This is a genomic window from Oerskovia sp. 140933, assembly GCF_059651515.1.
On sequence record NZ_JAMXIO010000012.1, the window covers coordinates 23,523 to 48,661 of the forward strand.

The window sequence follows — 25,139 nt, forward strand, 5'->3', positions numbered from 1 at the left end:
GAATGACCGACCACCCCGAGACCGCCGGGGGCGCGCCCGGGGCGAGCGACGCCGTCGGGCGTCCTGCTGACGCGCGCACCGCCGGGACGCACACGCTCGCAGCCCAGGACGTGTCGCTCGCGTACGACGAGCGCCGCGTCGTCGAGGACCTGAGCCTCACGGTCGCGGCGGGGAGGATCACGTCGATCGTCGGCTCGAACGGGTGCGGCAAGTCGACGCTGCTGCGCGGGCTCGCGCGCCTGCTCAAGCCCGTGGGCGGGGCCGTCCTGCTCGACGGCGAGGACATCCGCACGCTGCCCACCAAGCAGGTCGCGACCACGCTGGGCCTGCTGCCGCAGAGCCCCGTGGCCCCCGACGGCATCACGGTGGCCGACCTCGTGGGCCGTGGCCGCTACCCCCACCAGGGCTGGTTCCGGCGCTGGACCGCGGGCGACGACGAGGCCGTGGCCGACGCGCTCGCCTCGACCGGGACGCTCGACCTGGCCGAGCGGTCCGTGGACGAGCTCTCGGGCGGGCAGCGGCAGCGGGTGTGGATCGCGATGGCGCTCGCGCAGCGCACCGACCTGCTGCTGCTCGACGAGCCGACGACGTTCCTCGACATCGCGCACCAGATCGACGTGCTGGACCTGCTCGTGGACCTCAACGAGTCGCGCGGGACCACGGTCGTCATGGTGCTGCACGACCTGGACATGGCGTGCCGCTACTCCGACCGGCTGGTCGCGATGCGCGACGGCAAGGTGCACGCCGAGGGGGCGCCGGGCGACGTCGTCGACGCCCGGATGGTGCGCGAGGTGTTCGGCCTGGACTCGCTCGTCGTGCCCGACCCGATCACGGGGACGCCCACGCTCGTGCCGATGGGGCGCCACCACCGGGGCTGAGCCTGCGTCCCGTCGGCGGCCCTGCCGAGAACGGGGTCGTGGTCGTCCTGAGGCTCAGGACGACCACGACCCCGTTCTCGAGCGCACAGAGGCTCGTGCTCGGCGGCCGAGGGTCACTCGGGAAGAGCGCACACCCCGTCGACGCACACCGCGGAGTCGTCGTTGCCGACCATCGTGAACGGTGCAGCGGCCTCCGCGGCCGAGACCGTCATGAGCGTCGTGCGACGCGGGTTCGCGATCGAGTGGAAAGGGTTGTCCTGGACGGTGTCAGTCATGGGATCTCCTGATGTCACGTGCTGCGGTGCTCGTGGGTGGTGGGGCGGGGCGCCGTCTCGACGGGCGGACGGTCGCGAGGCCACCGGGACCAGCGACGCTGCGGGTTTCCGACAGTCTGGCTGATACCCGGTCGCATTCGCTACCGCTCCTCCTGTGATCTCGGTCGCATTCCACGTGGTAGGTGGACGTGACCGGGAGGAGGTCGGACGAAGCCCCGGGACGGGGTGTCAGGCCACGGACTCCGCGGCGTCCGCGACGACCTGGTCGAGGACCTGCGTGAACACGGCCGGGTCCTGAGCACCCGAGACCCCGTACCTGCCGTTGAACACGAAGAACGGGACGCCGCTGATGCCGTAGGCCCGCGCCTGCTCGATGTCCTGCTCGACGGCGTCCTCGAACTCGCCGCTCTCGAGGGCCGCGCGGACCTCGTCGGCGTCCAGGCCGACGTCGGTCGCGAGCGCCGCGAGCTCGTCGATGCGGCCCACGTGGCGGCCCTGCTCGAAGTACGCCTTGAGCAGGCGCTCCTTCATCTCGACCTGCTTGCCGCGGGACTTCGCGAAGTGCAGCAGCTCGTGCGCCTTGAGCGTCTTGGTGTGCTGGAGCGCGTCGAAGTCGTACGCGAGCCCCTCGGCCGCCGCGACCGTCGTCATCTGCCCGAGCATCTGCTCGACCTGGCCCGCGGGCATGCCCTTGTGCTTGGCCAGGAAGTCGACCTCGGTGCCCTCGAAGTCGACCGGGGTGTCCGGAGCGAGCTCGAACGAGTGGTACTCGATCTCCACCTCGGGAGCGTCCTCGCGGCCCGAGAACCCGGCCAGCGCCGTCTCGAAGCGGCGCTTGCCGACGTAGCACCAGGGGCACGCCACGTCGGACCAGATGTCGACCTTCACCTTTTCGCTCATGACCGGGATCAACGACCAGGACGCCCCGAGGATTCCCCGGGACGGTGTGATCCTGCCGACGCGGGGCGTGCCGGCCGGCCGCGCGGGGTCCGTTGGTGGGCCGGTTCAGCCCGCGTGCCGCGCCCGGTACAGGTCCTGGAGCACCATGATCTCGGCGCCGTGGTGGATGAGCTCGCGGTTCATGTGGAGCACGAGGTGGCCGAACGGTGCCTGGGCGTCGATCTCGGTCGCCTGACCGAGGCCGACCGTGAAGACCTCGTCGTCGGGCAGCGAGTCGACGCCGTCGCGCCACAGGTCCACCCACCGGGTGAGCCCCTCGATCGCGGGGTCCACCTCGCCCGAGAACGCGACGGCGTCGCGGCGGGCGATGCGGTCGCCGAACGTCCACTCCCAGCGTTCGAAGAACGCCTCGGTGAGGTGCGCGACGAGCCACGCGATGGTCCGCGGCTGCGGGGAGTCCGACCCCTCGGGCCACTCCATGACCCACTCGCCGACGCCGAGCGTGCGGGGCGAGCGTTCCTCCCCGCGGCGCACGACGCGCAGGGCGTCGGGCCCGGGCTCCCACTCGAACTCGTCCTGGTCGAGGGTCACGAGCCGTCCGAGGACCTCGAGCCACGAGAAGCCGAGCTGGCCGCGCACGAGCGCGAGCGGGGTGGGGACGGTCAGCAGGGACCAGTCGAAGGCGGGGCTGCCGTAGGTCGCGTCGTCGCTCATGGGTCGCTCCTGAGGGGGGTTCGCTCCTGCCCGACGGCGCCGCTCGCCCCGGGCGTCCTGCTCTCCCCCGCGATCATCCCCCGGGGCCCGGGGGCCCGCCTGCGGGAGCGACGGTCAGCGGTGCGAGCGCAGCTCGTCGTGGAGCGAGCGGGCGACGAACCCGAGGGCCTGCTCGGCCGCGGGCTGGATCCGTGCGGGCACGGTGGACTCGCTCAGCACGGCGATCGCGAAGGTGGCGCCGTCGGGGTGCTCGAGCACCCCGACCTCGTGCCGCAGGTGCAGGAACGTCCCGGTCTTCGACGACCAGGTCGAGACGTCGCTCTCCAGGTCCGGTGCGAGCCGGTTCCGCAGGACGTTCCTGGCCAGGAGCGCCCGGGTTCTCTCGACCGTCGTGCGAGCGAGCCGCTGTCCGGTCCACACCTCCTGGAGAAGCCGGACGAGACCACGGGCCGTGCCCGCGTTCGCCTGCGTGACGTCGAGCTGGGGGACGAGGTGCCCGCGCCCCTCGGTCGTCGACCGGATGGCCAGCGAGAGCGCGAGATGCAGCTCGCCCGGGCCGAGGCGGCTCGCGAGCGTGCGGTGGAGCTCGTGGATCGGGTGTCTGAGCGTGACGTCCGTGATACCGAGCGTGCGCAGCATGCCTGTGACGGCGTCCGGTGGGCACAGCGCGAACAAGGCGTCGGCCGCGGTGTCGTCGCTCAGGCACGTCGCGAGGTAGAGCAGGTCCTCGACAGCGACGCTCGCAGGGTGGGCGAACTGCGAGAGCCCCGTCGGCCCCGGCGTCCGCTCGGGGCCGTCGATCGTGACCACCATCGACAGGTCGACCTTCCCCACCGCCGCCCGCTCGAGGACCGCGACCGCGAGGGGGAGCTTGACGACCGATGCGAGCGGGTAGGGAACGTCCGGCTCGATCGCGAGCTCCCTGCCGGTCCCGAGGTCCTGCACGAGGACCGATGCCCGCAGGCCCGCTGCCTCGAGCACCCGGACGGCGTCCCTGACCACCGAGCCGTCACCCACGGGCGGGCTCCTGCTCGGTCTGGGGCTCCCGGGCGACGCCCGTGCCGTCGGCGCCGAGCAACGTCGCGACCGCTGGCGAGCAGGAGGCGAGGAAGCGTTCGGCGAGGCTCTCGTCCCCTGCGGCCAGAGTGTGCGCCCGCACGAGCCGCTGGTCGCCGAGCGGTCGCCAGCGCAGGTCGTAGGTGCGGGCCTCGGACGGGGTGCACAGGACCAGGTCGTCGGAGACGAGGATCTCGGACAGTGCGCGGACGGTCGACTCCGCGACGCGGACCTGCACGGGCGCGAGCCCCGCCTCGTCCCGGGCCCGCTCCAACCGGTCGCGGACGTGGGGTACGTCGTCCTCGGGTTGGAGCCAGAGCCGTCGCAGCGCTCCCATCGGTCGTCCGCGCGAGGGACGCAGCTCACCCAGGCGGAAGGTCCCCGTCGCGTCGTCGTCCGGGTGGGACCCGACCCCCAGCGAAGCGGTCCAGCGCGCCCGGTCCGGGGGGACGTTCTCGAGGAAGAGCGAGGTGCTTCCGGACCGGAAGGCCTCGGCGCGCTCCGCAGGGTTGCCCGCGACGGGTGCCAGCGGGAGCCGACCGGCGGCACCGGCCGCGCACAGCTCCGCCAGCACGAGCGGTGGTACCGACGGCGGGACGCCCACGCTCAGCGGGCGCGAACGAGAGCGCCTGGCGTCGTCGACCAGGTCGGCGGCTGCACCGACGAGCCGGGCCGCGCCGGGCAGGACGCCGCGGCCGAACGCGGTGAGCGCGACCCGCCGCGACGTCCGGTCGAAGAGCCGCCCGCCCAGATGGGCCTCGAGGGCCCCGATGCGTCGGCTCGCGACGGACTGGCTGACGCCCGCTGCCAGGGCGCCGGCCGTGAAGCTCTCCCGGTCGGCGACGGCGACGAACACCTCGCACGCCGCCAGGACATCGAGAGATCGACCCATGGATGCCACTCTCGCATCGATAGGGGGATTTCGTGCTTTGTCTGCATCGATCACCGCTCCGAGACTCGTGGCATGACTCCTCGAGACGCGACCGCCCCGCCGGTCTCCCGCCGATCCGTCCTCGCCCTGCTCGCCGCTGCGGGGCTCACGGCCGCCTGCTCCCCGCAGGGCACGGACCCCGTGGTCGCCGCCACGGCCTCCGGGTCAGCGCCGACTGCCGGACGACCCGACCTCGACGAGGCCCTGCGGGACCTCGAACGGTCGCGGGCGCTCACGGTCGGGGTGAGCGTGCGTGGCGGCGGCCGGGCGGACTATGGCTACCGGTCGGGCGAGCGCTTCCCGATGTGCTCGCTGTTCAAGCCGCTCGCAGTGGGGGCGCTGCTCGCAGACAGGGCCTACGACGACGCGTACTGGGCGCGCGAGATCGCGTTCGGCCCGGAGGACGTCGTGGAGAACTCTCCCGTGACGTCCGCGACGACGACGTGGCGCATGACCCCCACGCAGCTCGCCGACGCCGCGCTCCGCTTCAGCGACAACACCGCGGGCAACCTCCTGCTGCGGGAGATCGGCGGCCCGACGGCCGTCACGAGCTTCGCCGCCTCGCTCGGCGCGCGCGCGACGCGCCTCGACCGGATCGAGCCCCAGCTCAACGAGGCGACGCCGGGAGACGACCGCGACACCTCGACGCCGGACGACGTCGCGCGCATCTACGGCGCCCTGCTGCTCGAGCGCAGGGCCGGCGCCCTGACTGCGGCACGGCTCGGGGACTGGATGCTGCGGAGCACCACGTCCGGCAAGCGGTTCCGCGCCGGCCTCGACGGCACCTACGAGCTCGCGGACAAGACCGGCGCGGGAGGCTACGGCGTCGTCAACGACGCGGGCGTCCTGTGGCGGCCCGCCGTCGAGCCGACGACACTCGTCGTCATGACCCGCACGGACTCTCCGAGCGCGACCTGGGACGACGAGGCGGTCGCCGCGATCACCCGTCTCGTCGTGGCCTCGTGAGCGCGGGACGCTGGGTGCTCGGGGGCCTGGTCACGATCCTGGCGGTCGGCACGCTCGGGGCGGTCCTCGTGCTGGGCGCGGTCGGGCTGCCGCCGGACGCCGGGGTCGACCGCTCGCCGAACCGGTCCTCGGCCTCCCCGACCGTCTCGCCGTCTCCGACCGGAGCCTGCCCGGCGACCGACGACGACATGCCGACCGGCTGCCTGCCGTACGACCCCGAGGCGCTCATGCGCTCGAACGACGCGTACCGGCAACGGAGCTCCAGCCCGCAGGACGCGGCTCTCGCGGCGCGCTCGGTCCCGGCGGTCGAGGCGGCGCTGACCGCGCTGACCGGGTCGGGCGCGACGTTCCGCTCGCAGGACGTCGTCGACGCCCTGACCGCTGCCGGCTTCACGACGGTCCAGACCACGGGCGACACGGACGTCTGGGGAGACGGCGCGACCGCTTTCGGGATCGGCGTGAGCGTCCCGGGCGGGTGCGTGTTCGGAGACGTCCGGCCGGGCGCGCTCGCCCTGGAGTCAGGCGGCCCGATCGCCGACGGCGGCTGCCTCGAGATGCCCTCGCACTAGGTCAGCGACAGGAAGAGCTTCTCGAGCTTCTGGACGTCGGCCGGGCCGTTCTCGTCGTCCGTGAGGCACTGCTTCATGCCCGACGCGATGATCGCGAACCCGGCACGGTCGAGCGCCTTGGACACCGCGGAGAGCTGCATCACGAGGTCGGCGCAGTCACCGCCCTCGTCGACCATCCGCACGACCGCGGCGAGCTGCCCCTGGGCGCGCTTGAGCCGGTTCGAGACCTTCTTCATCTCGTCCTTGTCGAGCTCCATGACTCTTCCTCTCATCGCATGCACACGTCGCGGGTGCTGCTCGTGCGCTGCACCAGCCCGAACAGGACGACGGCCAGCGCGGGCAGCACCATCCCGACCTGGTGCGGCGCCTGGCCCAGCAGGAACGCCGCCGCGAGGACGGTGCCACCCGAGACGACCGCGCACGGCGAGCACCCGAGGGTATCCCGCCAGGTCTCGCCGCTCGCAGGGACGTAGCTCGCGAGCGTGAGCGCCCCGGTCACGGCCACCGCGACGACGAGTCCCAGCCATGCGGGCGTGACGGCGGCCGTCCAGCCGCCGCCCGCCTGCACGAGCAGCGCGAGCAGGCCCGGGGCGAGGACGGCGCCGACGACGAGCCGACGCCGTCCCCACGTCGCCCGGGCCGGGCGCCGGGTCCGCACGGGCAGCGGGACCGGGGTCATGGGCAGGTGCAGCGCTCGGAGGGCTCGAACTCGGCGAGGACCTCCTCGGCGTGCAGGCCGCAGCCGGTCCAGGTGATCTTGCGGCAGGTGCCGCAGCGGGCGGGGCTGCACATGGTGGTTCTCCTCAGGTCGGGTGGGTGCGGCGCGCGGGCCGCGGGCGGGTGGTGGGGCGGGTCAGCGCTTGAACAGGCGCGACAGGAAGCCACCGGCCGCGGGTGCCTTGGGCTCTGCCGCGTGGCCCTCGCAGCGGTCGGTGCGGGGGACTCCCCGCATGACCTGGTCGACGTGCTGGCCGCAGCCGGCCCACGTCGTCTTGCCGCACTTCTTGCAGGTCACAGCTCTGCACACGCTCGTCCTCCTTGGTGGATGTGATTCCACTATACCCCCGGGGGTATGCTGCTTCCCGAACCCCAGGAGGAAAGCATGAAGATCGTCATCGTCGGAGGCGTCGCGGCCGGCATGTCCGCCGCCACCCGCCTGCGCCGCCTGTCGGAGGACGCCCAGATCGTCGTCCTCGACGCCGGAGAGCACGTCTCGTTCGCCAACTGCGGCCTGCCCTACTACGCGGGCGGAGTCATCGAGGACCGCGACGCGCTCCTGCTCCAGACCCCGGAGTCGCTCGCCGCCCGCTTCCGCATCGACGTCCGCGTCCGCCACCGCGTGACCGGCGTCGACGCCTCGGCCCACACCCTCACGGTCCGTGACCTCACGACCGGCCAGGAGACCGTCGAGACCTACGACCGCCTCGTGCTGAGCCCCGGCGCCCGACCGGTCGTCCCGCCCGCCCCCGGCATGGACCGCGCCCTCGTGCTGCGCGACGTGTCCGACGTCGACCGGATCGTCGCCGCGATCGACGGCACGGCCGGCTCGACGACGGGAGCAGCCCACGCGCCCGCCCGTTCGGCCGTCGTGATCGGCGCCGGGTTCGTCGGCGTCGAGGTCGCCGAGAATCTCGTCCACCGCGGCCTCGACGTGACCCTCGTCGAGCTCGGCGACCAGGTCCTCGCACCGCTCGACCCCGAGATGGCGATCCGCGTCCGCCAGGAGCTCGAGGCCCACGGCGTCCACGTACGCACCTCGACCCAGGTCAGCGCGCTCGGTCCGGACACGGCCGACCTGGCGACCCCCGACGGCTCCCCGCGCGGGACCGTCCCGGCCGACCTCGTGGTCGCCGCGATCGGCGTCCGCCCCGACGTCGAGCTCGCGGTCCTCGCCGGCGCACGGATCGACCCCCGCGGTGGCATCGTCGTCGACGAGGACCTGCGCACGACCGTCCCCGACGTGTTCGCCGTGGGCGACGCCGCGACCAAGCGCGACGCCCTCGCGCCCCACGACACCGCCGGTGCCGGGTCGGCGGGCCCCGAGCCGACGACCCTGATCCCCCTCGCGAACCTCGCCAACCGGCACGGGCGGCACGTCGCCGACGTGATCCTGGGTCGCCGCAGCGGCATGCGGCCCTCGATGGGGACCGCCGTCGTCGGGGTGTTCGGGCTGACGGCCGCGAGTGTCGGACGCAGCGAGAAGCGCCTGCGCGCCGAGGGACGGCCCTACCGGGCCATCCACACGCACCCCGCCCAGCACGCGGGCTACTACCCCGGCGCGACCCAGATGGCGCTCAAGCTCCTCGTCGACCCCGAGACCGACCAGGTCCTCGGGGCGCAGGGCGTCGGCCGCGACGGCGTCGACAAGCGCATCGACGTGATCGCCACCGCCGTCGCGGGCGGCCTCACGGCCTCCGACCTCGCCGACCTCGAGCTCGCGTACGCCCCCGCGTACGGCTCGGCCAAGGACCCCGTCAACATGCTCGGGTACGTCGCCGACAACCTGCGCACGGGCGAGACCCGCAGCGTCCAGTGGCACGAGCTCGACGACCTCGTCGCGCAGGGCGCGACCGTCGTCGACGTCCGCACGCCGGGCGAGCACGCGCGCGGGACGGTCGAGGTCGGCCGTGACGACGCTCTCGCCGAGACGGGCACGCGCCCCGCGCTCAACGTCCCGCTCGACGAGCTGCGCGAACGAGCCGCTGCCGAGATCCCGGCCGGGGCACCCGTCGTCGTGCACTGCCAGGTGGGGCAGCGCGGGCACACCGCCGCGCGCCTGCTCACCCAGCTCGGCTACGACGTGCGCAACCTCGACGGCGGCTACCTCACGTGGCGCGACGGGACGCTCGCACGGCGCGCAGCCCGCGCCGAGGACCTCGCGTCCACCGAGGCCTGACCCACCGGCGCGCCGGGCGGGCGAGGGCAGGAAGTCCTCCGCCCGCCCGGGCCCCGGGCAAGGGGGCCGGTCCTCGTCGGCCCGTCCGGGCGCGGCGGTCGCCTCCGCGCGGGCTGCCTACGATGGTCGGGTCCGCCACGCCCCCCGGGCGTGCCCCCGCACCGGCAGGAGCCTCATGCCCGTCCGTCCCCGCACCGTCCTGCTCGTCTCGGCAGGGATCGCCGCCGTGCTGCTCGGCTCGCTCGTGGTGTTCCTGTCGATCGTCGGGATCGACGGCGTCGCCTGAGAGCGGCTCAGACCACCTCGTGCGACCCGGTCCACGACGCCACCGTGCGGTCGTCCGAGGTCTGCAACGAGAACGACGTGAGCGGCAGGTTCCCGCTCCGCTTGCGAGACCGGACGACGTCGAGCGCCGCCTCGTCGCTCTCGGCCTCGAACGGTTCGCCTCGCAGCGCAGCGGTCGCCGTCAGGATCGAGTAGGTGGTCATGACGGACGAGCCTAGAGCCATACCCCGCCCCGAGACGACCCCCGACAGGATCACAGTCGCCGCTCCCCCCTCCCCTCGGCGAGACCCGGTACCCTGCGCGTGCTCCGCCGTCGGGCCTGGGAGATGCTCGGAGGACCACGCCCACCACGGAGGCCACCATGCCCGACCCCCAGCTCGTGCTCCTGCGGCACGGCGAGACCGAGTGGAGCCGTACCGGCCGGCACACCGGCACGAGCGACATCCCGCTCACGGCGCTCGGTGAGGACCAGGCGCGGGCCGCCGGGCGGACCCTCGCCGGACGCGACTTCGCGCTCACCCTGTGCAGCCCCCTGCTCCGCGCCCGGCGGACCGCCGAGCTCGCCGGGCACGCCGACGCGGTCACCGACCCCCACCTCGCCGAGTGGGACTACGGCCCCGTCGAGGGGCGCACGGCCGACGACGTGAGCCGGGAGATCGGGCGGGACTGGCTGATCTTCCGCGACGGCGTGCACGTCGTTCCCCGCGCCGCGGCCCCGGGCGACGCGGGCGGACGCCACGGCGAGACGCTCGACGAGGTCGCCGCCCGGGCGCGCGCCGTCGTCGAGCGCGTCGAACCCGTGCTGCGCGACGGGGGCGACGTGCTGCTCGTCGCGCACGGCCACCTGCTGCGCGTGCTCACGGCCGTGTGGCTCGAGATGGAACCCGACGCGGCCGCCCGGTTCGAGCTGGGGACCGCGAGCATCAGCGTGCTCGGGCACGGGCACGGCCTGCGCACCCTGGAGGGGTGGAACCGGCCGACGGGCTGAGCACGTCCCCGTTCGCCGGGCCACTACCGTGTGCGGGTGACGACGACCGCACCCCGCGTCGGGACGACGCCCCTGTCGAAGGTCAGGCTCCGTGACGTCCCCGGCGTGGCCTGGACCCTGGCGGTCGGATTCGCTCCACGTGCCCGGGACGGCGGGCGCCGTGCCCGCCTGCTGTCCGCCGCGACCTGGCTCTACTGGTGCGCGACCGTCCTCGTGCTGCCCGGCATGAGGCATCACGACCGTCTCGTCGTCGCACGGGTCGGACGCCGTTCCTTCGGCGCCCAGGTGGCGATCGCCGGACGCATCGTCGTCGCCGTCGTCGGCCTGGAGGTCGCCGTGTTCGCGATCCTGTTCCTCCCGGAGGTGCTCGTCTGGTGGGCACCCGCCATGACCTGGGTGGTGCTGGGCTGCCTGGGCGCCTGGCTCGTGACCAGCCTCCTGACGGCCCTCGCGCTGCTGACGCCGACCCTCGCCCGGATCTGGGCCGTGGGTGCCGAGGCGCGGCGACGGCTCGGCACGGAGCAGACCGCCGCCGACCTCGCGACGGTCAGGTCCATCCGCTGGACCGTCGACTCGGTGACCTCACGTCTGCCGCACGGCGGCCTCGCGATCGTCGCGGCCCACGTGCGCGCGACCGTGCCCCTGGGCGAGACGGTCGTGGTGCAGGCCGCGTCGGCGAACCACGTGCGGCTCTACGAGCGGTACGGGCTCGCCCCGCTCGCGATCGCGCCCTGGACCCTGGTCGGGGAGCACCGCTCCCCCGGGCGTGGACGCCCGGGCCGCCCCCGGACCGCCGTCCCGGAGGACTCGCCCGAGGTGGCACGATGCTCCCCATGAGCGTCAACAAGAACCTCGCCGAGGGCGAGAGCGTCGTCATGGAGCTGCGGACCCACCCCAAGGCCCTGTTCCTGCCGGTCCTCGTCCTGGTGCTGATCGTCGCCGCCGCGACGGCCATCCTCTGGTTCTCGCCCGAGCACCCGGTGATCCTGTGGGGGACGCTCGGCGTCGCAGCGGTCGCGGCGGTCGTCTGGGTCGTCGTGCCGCACCTGCGCTGGCTGACCACCAACTACACCGTGACGACCAAGCGCATCTCGACGCGCACGGGCATCCTCACGCGCACGGGCCGCGACATCCCGCTCTACCGCATCAACGACGTGACATACGAGAAGGACCTCGTCGACCGCCTGTTCGGCTGCGGGACGCTCATCATCTCGGACGCGACCGCCAAGCCCGGCATGACGCTGCCCGACGTCCCGCGCGTCGAGGAGGTCCAGGTCCGGCTCCACGAGCTGCTGTTCGCGGCCGACGACGGCTCGGACGACGGCGAGTGGCCCCCGAACGAGCCGCAGCGCGCCTGAGCCTCCCCGCCCCGCGGCGGCCTCTCGCCCCGCACCCGGCGACGGGTCAGCGGACCGCCCGCTCGGCGCGCTCGAGCATCTCCGCCGACAGCCGGACCTCGCCCGCCTCCTGCGACGCGAGCAGCCGCGCCGCGAGGTCGGCCGCCGTCCCGGCCGCCCGTGACCCGAACCAGTCCGCGATGCTCACGCCGTGCGAGGGCGAGCGCACGACCTCGACCGTGTCCCCGGCCTGCACCTCGCCCGGCGTCACGACCCGCAGGTAGGCACCCGTGCGGTTCGCGTCGGTGAAGCGCTTGACCCAGCGGTCCTCGCCCAGGCGGCGCGCGAACGTCGCGCACGGCGTCCGCGGCTGCGTGACCTCCAGGACAGCGCTCCCGACCTGCCAGCGCTCACCGATCAGCGCCCCGCTCGCCGCGACCCCGCGCGTGCGGAAGTTCTCGCCGAACAGGCCGGGCACGACCTCGTAGCCGAGCTCGGCCGACCAGTGGTCGGCGTCCTCCTGCGAGTACGCGTACACGGCCTGCTCCTCGCCGCCGTGGTGCGCACGGTCGGCCTGGACGTCGGCGTACAGGCCCAGCGGGCGTACCTTGACGGGCCCCTCGACGGGTCGCTTGTCGATCGCGGTCACGCCGACCGTGCCCGCGTCGGGCAGCAGGACGTGCACGCGGCACACGGCGAGGAGCTCACCGGTCGCGCCGGGACGGGCAGGGGCGGGGAGTGCTGGGGTCACCGGAAGATTCTCCCAGGTCGGCGCGGTCCCCCGGCCCGACGGCGCCGCACCGGGCGGGTGGTTCCCGTCGCCCCGCGCGGGACCCGGCCGGGCGACGGCACCCCGCGGACCCGGGCCGCGCCGTCGGGCAGTCGCCCCGGCGCGCGTGAGGTCGGCACGCCGGACAGACTGGGCCGATGGGCAAAGGTGTTCTACGACTCAAGTCCGTCGAGGAGTCCCTCGCATCGCTCGACGACCCGGAACGTTCGCTCAAGCGCGACCTCACCGCCTGGGACCTCGCCGTCATGGGGGTCGCGGTCGCGGTCGGGGCGGGCATCTTCTCGGTCGGTGCGACGGCCGCCGCGAACTTCGCCGGGCCGTCCGTCATCATCTCGTTCGTCATCGCCTCGATCGTGTGCGCGCTGGCCGTCATGTGCTACGCCGAGTTCGCGTCGGCGCTGCCCGTCGCCGGGTCCGCGTACACGTTCTCCTACGCGACCATGGGCGAGCTCGTCGCGTGGATCATCGGGTGGGACCTGATCCTGGAGATGCTGCTCGCGTCGGCCGTGATCGCGAAGTTCTGGGGCATCTACCTGTCGGACGCGTTCGGGCTGTTCGGCGTCGACCTGCCGCTGACCATCCCGATCGGGCCCGTGGACCTCGAGTGGGGACCGGTGTTCATCGTCGGGGTGTTCACGACGCTCCTCGCGATCGGGACCAAGCTCAGCAGCCGCATCAACAGCGTGTTCACGATCATCAAGGTCGCGATCACGCTGCTCGTGATCGTCGTCGGCTTCTTCTACGTCAAGGCCGAGAACTACACGCCGTTCATCCCGCCGTCGCAGCCCGCGCCGGAGAAGTCGGCGCTCGAGCAGCCGCTGTTCGGCTTCCTCACGGGCCTCGAACCCACGACGTACGGCGTCATGGGGCTGCTCGCGGGCGCGGCGCTCGTGTTCTTCGCGTTCATCGGGTTCGACGTCGTCGCGACCACCGCCGAGGAGGCCAAGGACCCGCAGCGCACCATCCCCCGCGGCATCCTCGGCGGGCTCGCGGTCGTCACGGTCCTGTACATCCTGGTGACGCTCGTCGTCACGGGCATGGTCCCCTACACGGACCTCGCGGCCTCCGAGGACCCGTCGCTCACCACGGCGTTCATCCTGGTCGGCGCGGACTGGGCCGGGAAGGTCATCTCGGTCGGCATCCTCCTGGGCCTGACGACCGTCATCATGGTCCTGCTCCTGGGGCTCACCCGCGTCATGTTCTCGATGAGCCGCGACGGCCTGCTGCCGCGCGGCGTCTCCCGGACGTCCCCGCGATTCCACACCCCGGTCCGGCTCCAGGTCGGCATGGGGGTCGTGGTGGCGCTCATCGCGGGCCTCGCGCAGGTCGAGCTGCTCGAGGAGATGATCAACATCGGGACCCTGTCGGCGTTCGTGCTGGTCAGCTTCGGCATCCCGATCCTGCGTCGCACCCGCCCCGACATCGCGCGCGGCTTCCGCGTCCCGTGGTCGCCCGTGCTGCCCATCGTGTCGGGTGTCGCGTGCCTGTGGCTCATGACGAACCTGACGACGCTCACGTGGCTGCGGTTCCTCGTGTGGGTCGTGATCGGGCTCGTGATCTACGCGTCGTTCGGGTACCGGAACTCGCTCCTGTCGAAGCGCAACGTCGCGGCGCGCGAGGCGGCCGCGGCCGCGGAGGGCGACCCGGCCCCGCCGTCCTGACCGTCCCGTGCACGACAGCGCCCCCTCCCCCGGCGAGAGTCTCACCGGAGGAGGGGGCGCCGTCGTGCGGGACCACCGGGACAGGGTCCCTCGGTCTCACGAGATCAGCAGGTGAGGGCCGCGTAGTCCAGCGTGTACGTCTCCTGCGACCCCGCGTCGTCCCACGCCCTGACCGTCACGCTGCCTGCGGGCAGCGTGCCCGACCGGGCGCTGAACGTCTGGTGCGCGATCTTGCCCGGGTTGACGTGGTTGAACGTCTTGGTCCCGAACGGCGTCGTGACCAGCACGTCGAGCGGCCGGTCCTCACCGTTGGTCGCGACGACCTTGAGCGAGGCCACCTTGCCCGTGCAGCGAGCGGTCGCGCTGAGCCCCGTCAGCTCGGGGTCGACGGGCGAGACCACACCGTTGATCGCCGACGTGTCCGCCGCGAGCGACGCCGTCGCGTGAGCGATCGCCTTGACGTTGATGTCGAGCGCGACGGGGTCGATGTTGTCGATGTCATCGGCCGCCGAGTGGTAGTTGGGGTCCTGCCAGATCCCCGCCGTGCCGCCGAACAGCGCGACCTCGGCCTCGGTCTTGACGTCGTCGGCCCCCGTGAACAGGCCCGACGCCGGCACCCCGTTCGCGATGAACGCCTGGTAGTCCGAACGACCCGAGAACTCCGAGTCGACCCACGCCTGCCCGATCGAGTCGAAGTAGTCCGTGAAGACGTCCTCCGTCTCCGGGGAGCCCGGCGGGACCTCGACCGGAGCCGGGTACGTGGACTCGTCGGCGTCGTAGACCCCGATCACGTAGTTCGGCGAGCCGACCATGTCGAAGTTCAGGTACGTCGCGATCTGGTCGAGCGCCGTCGGGTCGTTCGCGACCAGGTCGTCGACGTAGTGCGTCGACCCGACGAGGCCCACCTCCTCGGCCCCCCACCAGGCGAACCGCACCTGGTTGTCGAGCGGGCCGCCGTGCTTCGCGAGCTGGACCGCGGTCTCCAGGATCGCCGCCGAGCCCGACCCGTTGTCGTTGATGCCCGGCCCCTCCGGCACCCCGTCGAGGTGCGCGCCCAGCATCACGACGTTGTCCGCACGACCCGTGCCGGTCTCGGCGAGGATGTTGAACGTCGTGTGCGTGACGGTCGAGGTCTGGAGCACGTACGTCGCGTCGGTCTGGCCCCCCGCGACCCCGGCGATGATGGCCTGACCGTCCGCCTGCGTGATGCCGGCCGTCGGCACCCACACGTCGCTCGGCTCACCGAGCGTCGGGCTGATGGGACCCGCCGTGTTGTTGTAGATCAGGACGGCCGCGGCACCCGCCTCGGCCGCGAACTGGACCTTCAGCGAGAAGTTGCACGAACCGCGACTGACCAGGGCCACACCACCCGTGGCCGCGACCCCGGCCCACGCGTCGGCCGTGCACCCCTGCTTGAGGGCGTCGGCCGGCTGGACCACGGGCCCCGTGACGCCCTCAGGAGGCGTGTCCGGCGCGAACTCCGCGGGGAAGATGTTCTCCGTGACCGCGTGTCCCCCCGCCGTGAGCGACAGCGCATCGGTGCGCTGGTCGTCGAACGAGAAGTACTGGCGCTCGGGCGTGTACCCGGCGTCGGTCAGGACCTGCTCGACGTACGCGGCGCTCGCCTCGTAGCCGGGGGTCTCCAGGGCGCGGTTGCCGCCGTTGGCCTCCGCGATGGCCTGGAACTGCTCCAGGTGCTCCATGACGGCCGCACCCGAGACACGATCCTCGAGCGGGGCAGGTGGCGCAGGCGGCGCGGCTGCGGCCTGCGGGACGAACAGCGCGGCGAGCCCCAGGCTCAGCGCGGCGACGGACGGGACGATCGGACGTGTTCTCACACTCGTTCTCCTCCACTGGTCCCCCAACGCAGGCGGACGCACACTCGACGCGACGCTGCGGGGAGTTCGGTTGACGCGAGCGTAGGGGCAGATGCCTGGTCGCGACAGAGGAAAGCGGCGACTTAACACGATACTTACCGCGCCGTCCCTTTTCAGGGGACTTCCGGGACCTCGCCGACCCCGTCGAACGGGGTGATGAGCGCCCACCCCGTCCCCGACCCGGGGATCTGGAAGGACGCGGCATCCTGCAGGTAGAGGCGCACCTCGCCCTCGACGTCGAGCGGGTCGCCCTCGGGGTACGTCTCGCTCGAGCACGTCGGCGGTGTCGAGACGACCTCGATCCGCTCGCCCGGGTCGACGTCCCCCGTGAGGACCGCGTCGACCTCGACCTCCCACACGTTCGCCTCGTCGCCGAACATCGATCGTGTGCCCGCCTGCTCGACCACGGTCGCATCGACGACCAGGGTCGCCTGCTCGGTCCGCGACGCGTCGTCCGGAAAGCCCGCCCAGGACACGCAGGACTCCGTCGCCGTGCACGCCCCGAGCGCCCAGGCCGCGAGGATCCCGCCCAGCACGACGACCCCCGCCCTGGGTGCGCCGACGGGTCGCGGCGGGCGACGCCGTCGGGCCTGGTGCACCGTGGTCCCGACCGTCGCAAGATCCTCCATGACCGGCAAGTGTCCCCGACCCACCCGCCGCGCGCCAGGCCCCCGTCTCGCGGGGTGTCGCGCGGCCCGCACGCGCCCCGGCCCTGGCAGGGTGTGCGCATGGATCCGGACTACTCCCTGGCGGTGCGCGCCGCGTGCGAGTTCATCGGCACGGCGATTCTCATCATCATCGGCAACGGCACGGTCGCGAACGTGCACCTCAAGGGGTCCAAGGGGTACGGCGGCGGGTGGAGCCTCATCGCGATGGGCTACGGGTTCGGCGTCATGATCCCGGCGCTGATGTTCGGCGGGATCAGCGGGAACCACATCAACCCGGCGTTCACGATCGGGCTCGCGACGTGGGGCATGTTCCCGTGGGCCGACGTCGCGCCGTACGTGGTCGCGCAGATGCTCGGGGCCATGGCGGGGCAGCTCGCGATCGTCGCGACCCACAAGCCGTACTACGACCGCACCGAGAGCTCCGCCGACGTCCTCGCGACCTTCTCGACCGTCAACGCCGCGCACAGCCGCGTGAACGGCTTCGCGAACGAGCTGCTCGGCTCGGTCGTCCTGTTCTCGTGCGCGCTGGCGATCATCAACTCGCCCCTGACGACGACCGAGCCCGGCCTGGCGCACCTCGCGCTCGGCTTCCTGGTGTGGGGGCTCGTCGCGGGGCTCGGCGGACCGACGGGGCCCGCGCTCAACCCGGCCCGTGACCTCGGGCCGCGCATCGTGCATGCGCTCCTGCCCCTCCAGCACAAGGGGCCGTCCGACTGGGGCTACGCGTGGGTACCCGTCGCCGCGCCGCTGATCGCGGGGGTCGTCGGTGTGGGCTGCTGGAAGCTGCTGCTGGGCTGAGCCGTGCCGGCCCCACGGCGGGGCGAGCGTCCTGCCGCCGGGCGTGTCGGGTCACCCCACGGGCGCGACGTACGTGAAGAGGTTGCCGGCGGCGTCGGCCGTGTAGCCGAACTCGATCGCTCCGTAGGACCCGTCGCCCCACTCGCCGGCCCCGCGGCAGACCAGGACCTCGTCGGTCTCGCGGCCGGCGGCAACCGTGAACACGCCGTCGTCGAGCTCGTCCTGACGGTCCTCGAGGAACGACGCGTCGGTGATGTCAAGGACCTGCCCGGACGCCGGCTGGCCGGCAGTCATGGCGACGACCTCGTCGATCGCCGACTCGCACGTGAGCGGCGCGAGGCCCAACGCCTTCTCGACCGCGGACCACAGGACAAGGAGAAGCACGACGCCCAGGGCGATCAGCCACCACCCCCAGGCAGGCATCGGGGCGCGTGTGTAGAGGACCCATCCGGAGGGCGGCGGGCCCCAGGCAGGGTCCGGCTCCCATCCCCGCGGGGGCTTCCACCCCTGGGGGGGCACGGGCCAGTTGGGGGGTCGGTTGAACGTCCTGGCCATGTGCGCTCGCTTCTCCGCAGGGCGCCGACGGTGGCGCTGCGAGGAAGATAGTGGACATTCGTACCGGGACCAACACTCCGGCGCCCCCGCCGGCACCGTCCGCCGCCCTACACGCCCGCGATCAGCTCCAGCACCGCGGCCAGGACCTCGTCGAACTCGCGCTCGGGCTGGAACACGAGCCACTCGAGCCCTGCGACGAGCGTCGCCCCGAACACCGAGGCCGCGAGCAGCGACACGTCCGCGCCGGGCCGCTCCTCGCGCAGCGCGGCCGCGTAGAACTCGATGACGCGTGCGCGGATGTGCCCCACGGTCTCCTGCCACTCGCGCCCGACCCGGAAGACCTCGGCCGCGAGGAGCTTCGCGAAGTCCGGGTGGGCGCGGATCTGCTCGAGCAGCGACGCGATGAGCGCCGCGAGCGCCTCCTTGCCGCGCAGCCCCCCGCGGGCCTCGGAGAGCGTGAGGGTCAGTCGTTCGAGGCCGCCCGCGAGCGCGGCCTCGAACACGTCGGACTTGGACCCGAAGTTGTAGTAGACGCTGCCCTTGGCCACGCCCGCCGCGGACGCGATGTCCTCGACGGACGTGGCCGTGAAGCCCTGGTCGGCGATGAGGCTCACGGCCGCGTCGATGATCTGCTGCCGGGTCCCGGCGCGGCGGGCCGCGAAGGCCTGCTCGCGCCGGGTCCCGGTCGGGGCGCCGGACTCCGCGGTGGCGCCCGGCCCAAGGGGCCCGACGGCGTCCGGTCCGTCCGCCGTCTGGTCCGCCTTGGTCGTCGTCATCGTTCGTCCAGCCTCTTCGTCGTCAGATCTCGAGCGCCGGGTGCAGGCGGTCGAGGGTCCAGGTGCGCATGCGCCCCGCCCGCCAGGCGCTGATCGCCAGCGACGCTAGCAGCAGCACGCCGAGGTAGACCACCGCGAACCAGAGCCGTCCGTCGACCCCGCCCGTGATCGTCTGGCGCAGCCCGTCCACGGCGTAGCTCATGGGCAGCAGCGGGTGGATGGCCTGGAAGAACGCGGGCGTGGTCTGCACCGGGTAGGTGCCGCCCGAGGACGCGAGCTGGAGCATGAGCAGCGCCAGGATCGCGACCTTGCCCGCGGCCGGGCCGAGCAGCGCCATGAGCGCCTGCTGGAGCGCGAGGAACGTCGCGGCGACGAGCGTCGTGAACGCGAGCGTCCCGAGCGCGTGGGTCATGTCGAGGCCCACTCCCCAGTGGATGACCGCGAGCATCACGGCCACCTGGGCGAACCCGATGCACAGCGCGGGCAGGAACCCGGCGAGCGTCGTGCGCAGGCCGGACGCCGGGGTCGCGAGAGCCCGCGAGGGCAGCGGCCGCATGAGCAGCCACGTGATGAGCGCACCCACGAACAGGGCGAGCGGGATGAAGAACGGCGCGAAGCCCTCGCCGAAGCCCTCGGCCTCGGCCAGGTCGTGGTCCGCGACGGTCACGGGGGCGGCGATGACGTCGGCGCGCTGCTCGCGCAGGGCCGTGCCGTCGTCGGGGATGGCCTCGGAGCCCTCGGCGAGCTTGTCGGTCAGGGTCTGCGCACCGTCGGTGAGCTGGGACCCGCCGTCGGCGACCTGCGTGGCACCGTCCGCGAGGGTCTGGTTGCCGTCGGCGAGCGCGCCCGCCCCGGTCGCGGCCGACTGCGCGCCGTCGGCGAGCTGCTGCGCGCCCGAGTACAGGGACGACGTCCCGGCGGCGAGGGTGCCCGCGCCGGACGCGAGCGACGCGTTGCCCGCCGCGAGGTCGGACGCCCCGGAACGCAGCGTCGAGAGCCCGCTGCTCAGGGTCGACGCCCCGGCGGCCACGCCGTCGACGCCGTCGCGCACGGTCTGCGTGCCCGAGCCCGGGTGGAGCTGGGCGTCGATCTGCTGGGCACCGGCCGAGGCCGCCTTGACGCCCTCCGAGAGGGCGGGGAGCCCGGCCGCGACCTGCTGCGACCCGTCGACGAGCGCCTGGAGGCCGGCCTCGCTCTGCGCGAGCTCGCCGTCCGAGGGCAGCTGGCCGAGCGCCTGCTCGTTCGCGGCCGCGAGCGCCTGCGCCTGGGGGTCGGCGGAGGCGCCGAGCACGGCGGCGTTCTGCTGGAGCAGCGCGCGGAGCGTCGGGACGCTGCCCGTGAGCGAGGTGACCTGCCCCTGGACCTGCGTGACGCCGTCGGCGACCTGCTGGGCACCTGCGGCGGCCTTGTCCGCCCCGGCGACGAGGCCGTCGGGGGCCGTGAAGCCCGCGACGAGCTGCTGCGAGCCGTCGGCGAGCTGGACCATGCCGGCCTGCGTCGTGGCGGCACCGGAGGCGAGGGCGGAGGCGCCGTCGGCCGCGGTCGCGGCGCCCGCGGCGAGCTGCGAGGCTCCGGCGCTCGCGGAGGACGCGCCGTCGGAGAGCGCGCCCGCACCGGTCGCGAGCTGCTCGGCCCCTGCCACGGCCGACCCTGCACCGTCGGCGAGGCGGTCGATCCCGTCCGCGAGCGTGCCCGCGCCGTCGGCGGCGGTCGTGGCGCCGTCGGCGACCTGGGTCGCGCCGTCGGTGAGCCGGCCGCTGGCCGCGGTGAGCGTGAGCGCTCCGTCGGAGGCCTGCGCGAACCCGTCGCGCGCGCTGCCGAGGCCCACGAGGACCTTGTCGACGGCCTGCGCGCCGATCTCCTCGCGCACCGCGCCCTGGACCTGCGTCATGGCGCTGCGGCCCAGGGTCGTCGCGAGGAACGAGTTGGCGTCGTTGTACGTGACCATGAGCCGTGCGGACTGCGGGTCGTCGCCCGCGGCGCTCGCGACGGCCTCCGAGAAGCCCTCGGGGATGGTCAGCGCGAAGTAGTACGTGCCGTCCTTGACGCCCTTCTCGGCCTCGGTCGCGTCGACGCGCGCCCACTCGAGGTCGCCCGAGTCGACCAGGGTGGACGTGACCTCCTCGCCCGCGTCCAGCCGTTCACCGTCCACCTCGGTGCCGGTGTCGGCGTTGACGATCGCGACGGGCAGCTTGTCGAGGTTGCCGGTCGGGTCCCAGAAGGCCCAGAGGTACATGGCTCCGTAGAGCAGGGGGACGAAGATCATCGCGCCCACGGCGAGCTTGGGCAGGAGGCCGCGGCGGAAGCGCCGCAGCTCCGTACCGGTGGAGGTCCAGGACATCACGAGAGGTGTTTTCCGTTCTGTACGTGCGAGAGGGGGCCCGACGGCGGAGCGTGGGCGGGGCGACGACCGTCGCCCGGGTGGTGGGTCAGGCCCTGACGAGCTGGGGGCCGGTCGTGAGCCGGACGACGTGCGGGGCGCGACCCCAGCGCATCGCGTCGACCTCTCCGGCGGACGCGACCGAGCCGATCACGGTGACTCCCGTGGCGGCGACGGCTTCGAGGCGCTCCCAGACGATCTGGCGGCGGTCCGAGTCGTGGACCTGGTCGAGGTCGTCGACCACGAGGAGCTCGGGGCCCTGTGCCATGGCGATCGCGATGCGCAGGAGCATCGCGTCGACCTCGTCGAGGTCCCAGACCATCGAGTCGAGCGGGGGCAGCTCGCGCGGGCCGAACACGGGGCGGGCCACGCGCTCGTAGACCTCCGGGGTGACCTTGGGCGTGCGGCGGTACCAGGGGGCGAGCCAGGTGAGGCGTTCGCGCACCGAGTCACCGACCGTGACGGCGTCGTCGAGCTCGTCGATCCCGTGGAAGCCGGCGATCGCTGCGCGGCGCTGGACCGCGGTGCGGCGTGCCCGGCGGCCCGTGAGGTTCTCGCCGAGCACGACGAGCCAGCCGTCGGGGGTGTGGTCGGGGGCCATGCGGCCCGCGAGGGTCAGGAGGAGGCTCGAGCGGCCGGCGCCCTGGGGTCCTTGGACGACGACGACCTCGCCGACGGGGATCTCGAGGTCGACGGGTCCGTAGACGAGGCCGCGGGGGCCGTGGAGCTGGAGGTCGTAGGCGCTGATCGCGTGCGGGGTCGCGGCCGGGTGCGGCGCACCGTCGGCGGGTGCTGCGGTCTCGGCGACCTCGGCGACCTCGCCGCCGAGCGGGCTGCGCAAGGTCAGGTCGTCGGCGATGTCCGCGGCGGCGAGGGTCCCGTACGGGAGGTGCGCGACGTCGTCGGGCCTGCTGGCGTGCGCCCGGGCCTGCGCGAGGTGCGTGGCCTCGTCGCTGCCGTGCCGTGCGACGGGCTGATTCATGGGGGTTCCTCCGAGAGTTCCGAGTCCGATCACTCTTTTAGACTGACCGGTCAGTTCGAAGTTACGCGCCCGTGCGCCAGGTTGTCCACACGACGTCAGATCCTCGGGCCCGTGATTCCCGTCACGCGTCCGCCACGAGACAGGCGGTCCGGCCCCAGACGGGCCCTCGCGTCAGGGGCGGGACCACCAGGCTCGGGCCGGAGCACCCGTCTCGCCACCACCCCGCGCGCGACATACGCTCGGACACCGCACCCACCCCGCACATCGAGAGGCACACAGTGAACGACGGCAGCGCCGCGCACCCCGCACCCACCGGGGCGCAGCTCCCCCACGTCGTCGTCGTGGGCGGCGGGTTCGCCGGGCTCGCGACCGTCAAGGCGCTCGCCGGAGCCCCCGTACGCGTCACGCTGATCGACCGCCGCGTCTACAACACGTTCCAGCCGCTGCTCTACCAGGTGGCCACGGGCGGCCTGAACCCCGGCGACGTCACGTACTTCCTGCGCGCGCTGCGCCTGGGGCAGCGCAACGTGCGCGTCGTGCACGAGCACCTCGTGGGCCTCGACCCCCAGCACAAGACCCTGCGCCTGCTCAACGACGAGGAGATCCGCTACGACTACCTCGTGCTCGCCAACGGCGTCACGACCAACTTCTTCGGGACGCCCGGCGCCAAGGAGCACGCGTTCGCGATGTACTCGCGCTCGCAGGCCCTCAAGATCCGCGACACCCTGTTCGTCCGCCTCGAGAAGTCCGCGGCCTCCCCGGGGACCGACGACGGCCTGCGCGTCGTCGTCGTCGGGGGCGGGTCGACCGGCGTCGAGGTCGCAGGAGCGCTCGCCGAGCTCCGCACGCAGGGCCTCGCCCCCGCCTACCCGGAGATCCACGGCGACGCGTTCAGCGTCAAGATCGTCCAGCGCGGCACCGAGCTCATCAAGCCCTTCCCCGCGAAGCTCCGCACCTACGCAGCGCGCGAGCTGCAGCGACGCGGCGTGGACCTGCACCTGGGCGCGGGCGTCGCGAAGGTCCTGCCCGACGGCGTCGAGCTCACCGACGGCGACTTCATCCGCTCGGACCTCACGATCTGGGCCGCGGGCGTCGCCCCGCACGACGAGGTCTCGCGCTGGAACCTGCCCCTGGGCGACGGCGGACGCATCCGCGTGGGCGACGACCTGCAGGTCGAGGGCCTGCCGGACCACTTCGCGGCCGGGGACGTCGCGATCTCGCCCGCGGGGCTGCCGCAGCTCGCCCAGCCGGCGATCCAGTCGGGCAAGGTCGTGGGGCGCAACATCCGGGCGCTCGTCCAAGGACGCCCGACGACGTCGCTCCGGTACCTCGACAAGGGCACCATGGCCGTCATCGGGCGCCGCGCGGCCGTCGCGGACATCGCCGGGAAGCTCCGCCTGACCCGCGGGACCGCGTGGCTGGCATGGCTGTTCGTGCACATCATGAGCCTGATCGGGCCCCGCAACCGCCTCACGACGCTCGCCGGGCTCGTGACGCGCTACGGGTTCCCGTTCCACCGCCGCCCGGTGCCGATCGTGGGCGACGTCCCGACCGTCCGGCCGCCCAAGGGCTGGGTGCCCGAGGACGGCCCCGCACCGCTGCCCGAGGTCACGCCGAACGACTGAGCAGCGCCGGGCTGCCGGGCCTGCCGGGACCTGCCTGACCTGCCGGGACCTGCCTGGACCGACGGACGCCGAGCGTGCAGCTCGGGTCGCCCCGGGGCGCCGGGGACGACCCGAACGGCACGCTCGGTGGGACTACCGGTGCGTGAGCCCCCGCACGTCGGTAGGGTCGCGGAACGCCCGATCCCGTCTCTGCAAGGAGCTCGCCATCACGCAGGAACCCGACGCCACGGCGGCCCGGTCCCCGCAGAGCCACGCCCTGCGCGTGCTCGTCTGGTTCCTGCTCGTCGGCGGCCTCACCTACGTGGTCATCCCGGAGATCAGCGAGATCCCGCGCATGGGCGAGGCGCTGCGCGACGCCCAGCCCGCGTGGGCCGTCCTGGCGGCGCTCCTCGCCGCGACCGGGTTCTTCGCGGCGGCCGCCTCGCTCGCCGCGTGCTCGCCGACCCACCTGCCGTTCCTGCGGACCACCCGCGTCCAGCTCGCGAACGCGTTCGCGGGCACGGCGACCCCCGCGAGCGTCGGCTCGCTCGCGCTCAACGTCCGCTACCTGGCGAAGTCCGGCATGAGCACCGCGCTCGCGACGGGCACGGTCGCGCTCCAGAGCATCGTGCAGGTCCTGACCCACCTGGTGCTGCTGACCGTCCTGGCGCTCGTCGCGGGGCGCAGCGTCGGTCAGCACGTGCCGGGCTGGGCCCGGTGGGCGTTGCTCGCCGCCGGGGTCGCGGTCGTCGTCACGGGCGTCGCGGTGCTCGTCGTCCCGCGGTTCCGGCACGCGGTCGAGACCTACGCCCGCGACGACGTCCTCCCGGCCTTCCGCCAGCTCGGCGGGCTCGCGAAGGACCCACGACGGCTCGGCCTCGCGTTCCTGGGGGCGATGGGCACCACGTTGTCGTCGGCCGCGACCCTGTGGGCGTGCCTCCTGGCGCTCGGCGGCGGCAACGACCCGATCGCCGCGGCGTTCTCGACCATGGTCGGGCAGACGCTCGCGTCCGCGGCCCCGACCCCGGGCGGCGTGGGCGTGGTCGAGGCCGCGCTCACGGGCGGGCTCGTGAGCTTCGGCATCGCCCAGACCGTCGCCCTGCCCGCGGTCCTGCTCTACCGCGTGATCTCGTGCTGGATCCCCGTCCTGATCGGCTGGATCACGCTGCGCCGCCTGCAGCGGCAGGACGTGCTCTGAACCGCCCGCCCGACGGCGCCGCTCCCCGGGAGGGTGCGCTCCGCCGTCGGGCGTG

Annotated in this window: 28 protein-coding genes; 11 read left to right on the forward strand and 17 right to left on the reverse strand. The window is 73.4% G+C overall.

Going from position 1 to position 25,139, the window contains the following annotated elements; all coding sequences use genetic code 11:
* Positions 1 to 2: 2 nt before the first annotated feature.
* Positions 3 to 878 (forward strand): ABC transporter ATP-binding protein, encoded by an 876-nt coding sequence (locus tag NHG27_RS08355; protein ID WP_497015800.1) that lies wholly within the window; start codon positions 3 to 5, stop codon positions 876 to 878.
* A gap of 113 nt (positions 879 to 991) precedes the next feature.
* Here NHG27_RS08355 and NHG27_RS08360 read toward each other — a convergent pair whose 3' ends face one another.
* The 5 genes from NHG27_RS08360 to NHG27_RS08380 all read right to left on the reverse strand — a co-directional run bounded on the left by NHG27_RS08360 (position 992) and on the right by NHG27_RS08380 (position 4,715).
* On the reverse strand, positions 992 to 1,153 hold the full coding sequence (locus NHG27_RS08360) for a hypothetical protein (RefSeq protein ID WP_193720842.1): 162 nt from the start codon (positions 1,151 to 1,153) through the stop codon (positions 992 to 994).
* Between the two features lie 228 nt (positions 1,154 to 1,381).
* Positions 1,382 to 2,053 carry a DsbA family oxidoreductase gene (locus tag NHG27_RS08365; RefSeq protein ID WP_193720843.1) on the reverse strand — a complete coding sequence of 224 codons (672 nt, stop codon included), beginning with the start codon at positions 2,051 to 2,053 and terminating at the stop codon, positions 1,382 to 1,384.
* 105 nt (positions 2,054 to 2,158) lie between these two features.
* Entirely contained in the window at positions 2,159 to 2,767 is a 609-nt protein-coding gene (locus NHG27_RS08370; protein ID WP_193720844.1) for a DinB family protein, read from the reverse strand.
* 114 nt (positions 2,768 to 2,881) lie between these two features.
* Positions 2,882 to 3,784, reverse strand: coding sequence for a serine hydrolase (locus NHG27_RS08375; protein ID WP_497015804.1), 903 nt, complete (start codon positions 3,782 to 3,784; stop codon positions 2,882 to 2,884).
* Entirely contained in the window at positions 3,777 to 4,715 is a 939-nt protein-coding gene (locus NHG27_RS08380; protein WP_193720846.1) for a LysR family transcriptional regulator, read from the reverse strand. The genes NHG27_RS08375 and NHG27_RS08380 overlap by 8 nt, the downstream gene beginning before the upstream one ends.
* A gap of 72 nt (positions 4,716 to 4,787) precedes the next feature.
* Here NHG27_RS08380 and bla point away from each other — a divergent pair, with 72 nt between their 5' ends.
* Both bla and NHG27_RS08390 read left to right on the forward strand, forming a co-directional pair.
* Positions 4,788 to 5,720 carry a class A beta-lactamase gene (gene bla, locus NHG27_RS08385; RefSeq protein WP_497015808.1) on the forward strand — a complete coding sequence of 311 codons (933 nt, stop codon included), beginning with the start codon at positions 4,788 to 4,790 and terminating at the stop codon, positions 5,718 to 5,720.
* Positions 5,717 to 6,289 carry a DUF6993 domain-containing protein gene (locus tag NHG27_RS08390; protein WP_497015810.1) on the forward strand — a complete coding sequence of 191 codons (573 nt, stop codon included), beginning with the start codon at positions 5,717 to 5,719 and terminating at the stop codon, positions 6,287 to 6,289. The genes bla and NHG27_RS08390 overlap by 4 nt, the downstream gene beginning before the upstream one ends.
* Here NHG27_RS08390 and NHG27_RS08395 read toward each other — a convergent pair.
* The 4 genes from NHG27_RS08395 to NHG27_RS08410 form a co-directional block, all read right to left on the reverse strand.
* On the reverse strand, positions 6,286 to 6,546 hold the full coding sequence (locus NHG27_RS08395) for a metal-sensitive transcriptional regulator (protein WP_056652920.1): 261 nt from the start codon (positions 6,544 to 6,546) through the stop codon (positions 6,286 to 6,288). The genes NHG27_RS08390 and NHG27_RS08395 overlap by 4 nt on opposite strands.
* Positions 6,547 to 6,557: 11 nt before the next feature.
* Positions 6,558 to 6,968: a hypothetical protein gene (locus NHG27_RS08400; RefSeq protein WP_497015814.1), complete on the reverse strand. Its 411-nt coding sequence runs from the start codon at positions 6,966 to 6,968 to the stop codon at positions 6,558 to 6,560.
* Entirely contained in the window at positions 6,965 to 7,081 is a 117-nt protein-coding gene (locus NHG27_RS08405) for a DUF8730 family Cys-rich protein (protein ID WP_497015816.1), read from the reverse strand. The genes NHG27_RS08400 and NHG27_RS08405 overlap by 4 nt, the downstream gene beginning before the upstream one ends.
* 61 nt (positions 7,082 to 7,142) lie before the next feature.
* A complete protein-coding gene (locus tag NHG27_RS08410; RefSeq protein WP_193720850.1) occupies positions 7,143 to 7,316 on the reverse strand; it encodes a DUF8730 family Cys-rich protein in 174 nt (57 codons plus the stop codon).
* A 75-nt stretch (positions 7,317 to 7,391) separates the two neighbouring features.
* Here NHG27_RS08410 and NHG27_RS08415 point away from each other — a divergent pair, with 75 nt between their 5' ends.
* Positions 7,392 to 9,185, forward strand: a complete 1,794-nt coding sequence (locus NHG27_RS08415) for an FAD-dependent oxidoreductase (protein WP_497015818.1) — start codon at positions 7,392 to 7,394, stop codon at positions 9,183 to 9,185.
* 293 nt (positions 9,186 to 9,478) lie between these two features.
* On the opposite strand, the gene NHG27_RS08420 is transcribed toward NHG27_RS08415, so the two are convergent.
* Positions 9,479 to 9,673 carry a hypothetical protein gene (locus NHG27_RS08420; RefSeq protein ID WP_193720852.1) on the reverse strand — a complete coding sequence of 65 codons (195 nt, stop codon included), beginning with the start codon at positions 9,671 to 9,673 and terminating at the stop codon, positions 9,479 to 9,481.
* Positions 9,674 to 9,831: 158 nt separating this feature from the next.
* Between NHG27_RS08420 and NHG27_RS08425 the strand changes: the two genes are divergently transcribed.
* Genes NHG27_RS08425 through NHG27_RS08435 form a run of 3 tightly spaced genes read left to right on the forward strand, consistent with a single transcriptional unit; the run spans position 9,832 to position 11,816 of the window.
* Complete coding sequence (locus tag NHG27_RS08425) at positions 9,832 to 10,458, forward strand: histidine phosphatase family protein (RefSeq protein WP_497015820.1); 627 nt, start codon at positions 9,832 to 9,834, stop codon at positions 10,456 to 10,458.
* Positions 10,459 to 10,494: 36 nt separating this feature from the next.
* A complete protein-coding gene (locus NHG27_RS08430; protein ID WP_497015821.1) occupies positions 10,495 to 11,295 on the forward strand; it encodes a hypothetical protein in 801 nt (266 codons plus the stop codon).
* Positions 11,292 to 11,816 carry a PH domain-containing protein gene (locus tag NHG27_RS08435; RefSeq protein ID WP_497015824.1) on the forward strand — a complete coding sequence of 175 codons (525 nt, stop codon included), beginning with the start codon at positions 11,292 to 11,294 and terminating at the stop codon, positions 11,814 to 11,816. The genes NHG27_RS08430 and NHG27_RS08435 overlap by 4 nt, the downstream gene beginning before the upstream one ends.
* Before the next feature lie 46 nt (positions 11,817 to 11,862).
* Here NHG27_RS08435 and NHG27_RS08440 read toward each other — a convergent pair whose 3' ends face one another.
* Complete coding sequence (locus tag NHG27_RS08440; protein ID WP_193720856.1) at positions 11,863 to 12,546, reverse strand: MOSC domain-containing protein; 684 nt, start codon at positions 12,544 to 12,546, stop codon at positions 11,863 to 11,865.
* Between the two features lie 176 nt (positions 12,547 to 12,722).
* On the opposite strand from NHG27_RS08440, the gene NHG27_RS08445 reads away from it, so the two are divergent.
* A complete protein-coding gene (locus tag NHG27_RS08445) occupies positions 12,723 to 14,246 on the forward strand; it encodes an APC family permease (protein WP_497015827.1) in 1,524 nt (507 codons plus the stop codon).
* Positions 14,247 to 14,350: 104 nt separating this feature from the next.
* Here the strand turns inward: NHG27_RS08445 and NHG27_RS08450 are convergent, their stop codons facing one another.
* A complete protein-coding gene (locus NHG27_RS08450) occupies positions 14,351 to 16,084 on the reverse strand; it encodes a M20/M25/M40 family metallo-hydrolase (RefSeq protein ID WP_497015829.1) in 1,734 nt (577 codons plus the stop codon).
* Between the two features lie 152 nt (positions 16,085 to 16,236).
* Positions 16,237 to 16,752: a hypothetical protein gene (locus NHG27_RS08455; RefSeq protein WP_497015832.1), complete on the reverse strand. Its 516-nt coding sequence runs from the start codon at positions 16,750 to 16,752 to the stop codon at positions 16,237 to 16,239.
* Between the two features lie 99 nt (positions 16,753 to 16,851).
* Between NHG27_RS08455 and NHG27_RS08460 the strand changes: the two genes are divergently transcribed.
* On the forward strand, positions 16,852 to 17,589 hold the full coding sequence (locus NHG27_RS08460) for an MIP/aquaporin family protein (RefSeq protein WP_497015834.1): 738 nt from the start codon (positions 16,852 to 16,854) through the stop codon (positions 17,587 to 17,589).
* A 51-nt stretch (positions 17,590 to 17,640) separates the two neighbouring features.
* Here the strand turns inward: NHG27_RS08460 and NHG27_RS08465 are convergent, their stop codons facing one another.
* The 4 genes from NHG27_RS08465 to NHG27_RS08480 all read right to left on the reverse strand — a co-directional run bounded on the left by NHG27_RS08465 (position 17,641) and on the right by NHG27_RS08480 (position 22,282).
* Positions 17,641 to 18,012, reverse strand: a complete 372-nt coding sequence (locus tag NHG27_RS08465; RefSeq protein ID WP_193720860.1) for a hypothetical protein — start codon at positions 18,010 to 18,012, stop codon at positions 17,641 to 17,643.
* A gap of 239 nt (positions 18,013 to 18,251) precedes the next feature.
* On the reverse strand, positions 18,252 to 18,920 hold the full coding sequence (locus NHG27_RS08470; protein WP_497015836.1) for a TetR/AcrR family transcriptional regulator: 669 nt from the start codon (positions 18,918 to 18,920) through the stop codon (positions 18,252 to 18,254).
* 22 nt (positions 18,921 to 18,942) lie between these two features.
* Positions 18,943 to 21,261 (reverse strand): YhgE/Pip family protein, encoded by a 2,319-nt coding sequence (locus NHG27_RS08475; protein WP_497015838.1) that lies wholly within the window; start codon positions 21,259 to 21,261, stop codon positions 18,943 to 18,945.
* Between the two features lie 88 nt (positions 21,262 to 21,349).
* Positions 21,350 to 22,282 carry an ATP-binding cassette domain-containing protein gene (locus NHG27_RS08480; protein WP_497015839.1) on the reverse strand — a complete coding sequence of 311 codons (933 nt, stop codon included), beginning with the start codon at positions 22,280 to 22,282 and terminating at the stop codon, positions 21,350 to 21,352.
* 278 nt (positions 22,283 to 22,560) lie between these two features.
* On the opposite strand from NHG27_RS08480, the gene NHG27_RS08485 reads away from it, so the two are divergent.
* Together NHG27_RS08485 and NHG27_RS08490 are read left to right on the forward strand one after the other, a co-directional pair.
* Positions 22,561 to 23,907, forward strand: coding sequence for an NAD(P)/FAD-dependent oxidoreductase (locus tag NHG27_RS08485; RefSeq protein WP_497015841.1), 1,347 nt, complete (start codon positions 22,561 to 22,563; stop codon positions 23,905 to 23,907).
* 142 nt (positions 23,908 to 24,049) lie between these two features.
* On the forward strand, positions 24,050 to 25,084 hold the full coding sequence (locus NHG27_RS08490) for a lysylphosphatidylglycerol synthase transmembrane domain-containing protein (RefSeq protein ID WP_497015843.1): 1,035 nt from the start codon (positions 24,050 to 24,052) through the stop codon (positions 25,082 to 25,084).
* The last annotated feature ends 55 nt before the right edge of the window (positions 25,085 to 25,139 follow it).

Coding starts and splice junctions, on each gene's coding strand:
- NHG27_RS08355 (WP_497015800.1), top strand. CDS start 3: ATGACCGACCACCCCGAGACCGCCGGGGGCGCGCCCGGGGCGAGCGAC.
- NHG27_RS08360 (WP_193720842.1), bottom strand. CDS start 1,153: ATGACTGACACCGTCCAGGACAACCCTTTCCACTCGATCGCGAACCCG.
- NHG27_RS08365 (WP_193720843.1), bottom strand. CDS start 2,053: ATGAGCGAAAAGGTGAAGGTCGACATCTGGTCCGACGTGGCGTGCCCC.
- NHG27_RS08370 (WP_193720844.1), bottom strand. CDS start 2,767: ATGAGCGACGACGCGACCTACGGCAGCCCCGCCTTCGACTGGTCCCTG.
- NHG27_RS08380 (WP_193720846.1), bottom strand. CDS start 4,715: ATGGGTCGATCTCTCGATGTCCTGGCGGCGTGCGAGGTGTTCGTCGCC.
- bla (WP_497015808.1), top strand. CDS start 4,788: ATGACTCCTCGAGACGCGACCGCCCCGCCGGTCTCCCGCCGATCCGTC.
- NHG27_RS08395 (WP_056652920.1), bottom strand. CDS start 6,546: ATGGAGCTCGACAAGGACGAGATGAAGAAGGTCTCGAACCGGCTCAAG.
- NHG27_RS08400 (WP_497015814.1), bottom strand. CDS start 6,968: ATGACCCCGGTCCCGCTGCCCGTGCGGACCCGGCGCCCGGCCCGGGCG.
- NHG27_RS08405 (WP_497015816.1), bottom strand. CDS start 7,081: ATGTGCAGCCCCGCCCGCTGCGGCACCTGCCGCAAGATCACCTGGACC.
- NHG27_RS08415 (WP_497015818.1), top strand. CDS start 7,392: ATGAAGATCGTCATCGTCGGAGGCGTCGCGGCCGGCATGTCCGCCGCC.
- NHG27_RS08420 (WP_193720852.1), bottom strand. CDS start 9,673: ATGACCACCTACTCGATCCTGACGGCGACCGCTGCGCTGCGAGGCGAA.
- NHG27_RS08425 (WP_497015820.1), top strand. CDS start 9,832: ATGCCCGACCCCCAGCTCGTGCTCCTGCGGCACGGCGAGACCGAGTGG.
- NHG27_RS08435 (WP_497015824.1), top strand. CDS start 11,292: ATGAGCGTCAACAAGAACCTCGCCGAGGGCGAGAGCGTCGTCATGGAG.
- NHG27_RS08445 (WP_497015827.1), top strand. CDS start 12,723: ATGGGCAAAGGTGTTCTACGACTCAAGTCCGTCGAGGAGTCCCTCGCA.
- NHG27_RS08455 (WP_497015832.1), bottom strand. CDS start 16,752: ATGGAGGATCTTGCGACGGTCGGGACCACGGTGCACCAGGCCCGACGG.
- NHG27_RS08460 (WP_497015834.1), top strand. CDS start 16,852: ATGGATCCGGACTACTCCCTGGCGGTGCGCGCCGCGTGCGAGTTCATC.
- NHG27_RS08465 (WP_193720860.1), bottom strand. CDS start 18,012: ATGCCTGCCTGGGGGTGGTGGCTGATCGCCCTGGGCGTCGTGCTTCTC.
- NHG27_RS08470 (WP_497015836.1), bottom strand. CDS start 18,920: ATGACGACGACCAAGGCGGACCAGACGGCGGACGGACCGGACGCCGTC.
- NHG27_RS08475 (WP_497015838.1), bottom strand. CDS start 21,261: ATGTCCTGGACCTCCACCGGTACGGAGCTGCGGCGCTTCCGCCGCGGC.
- NHG27_RS08480 (WP_497015839.1), bottom strand. CDS start 22,282: ATGAATCAGCCCGTCGCACGGCACGGCAGCGACGAGGCCACGCACCTC.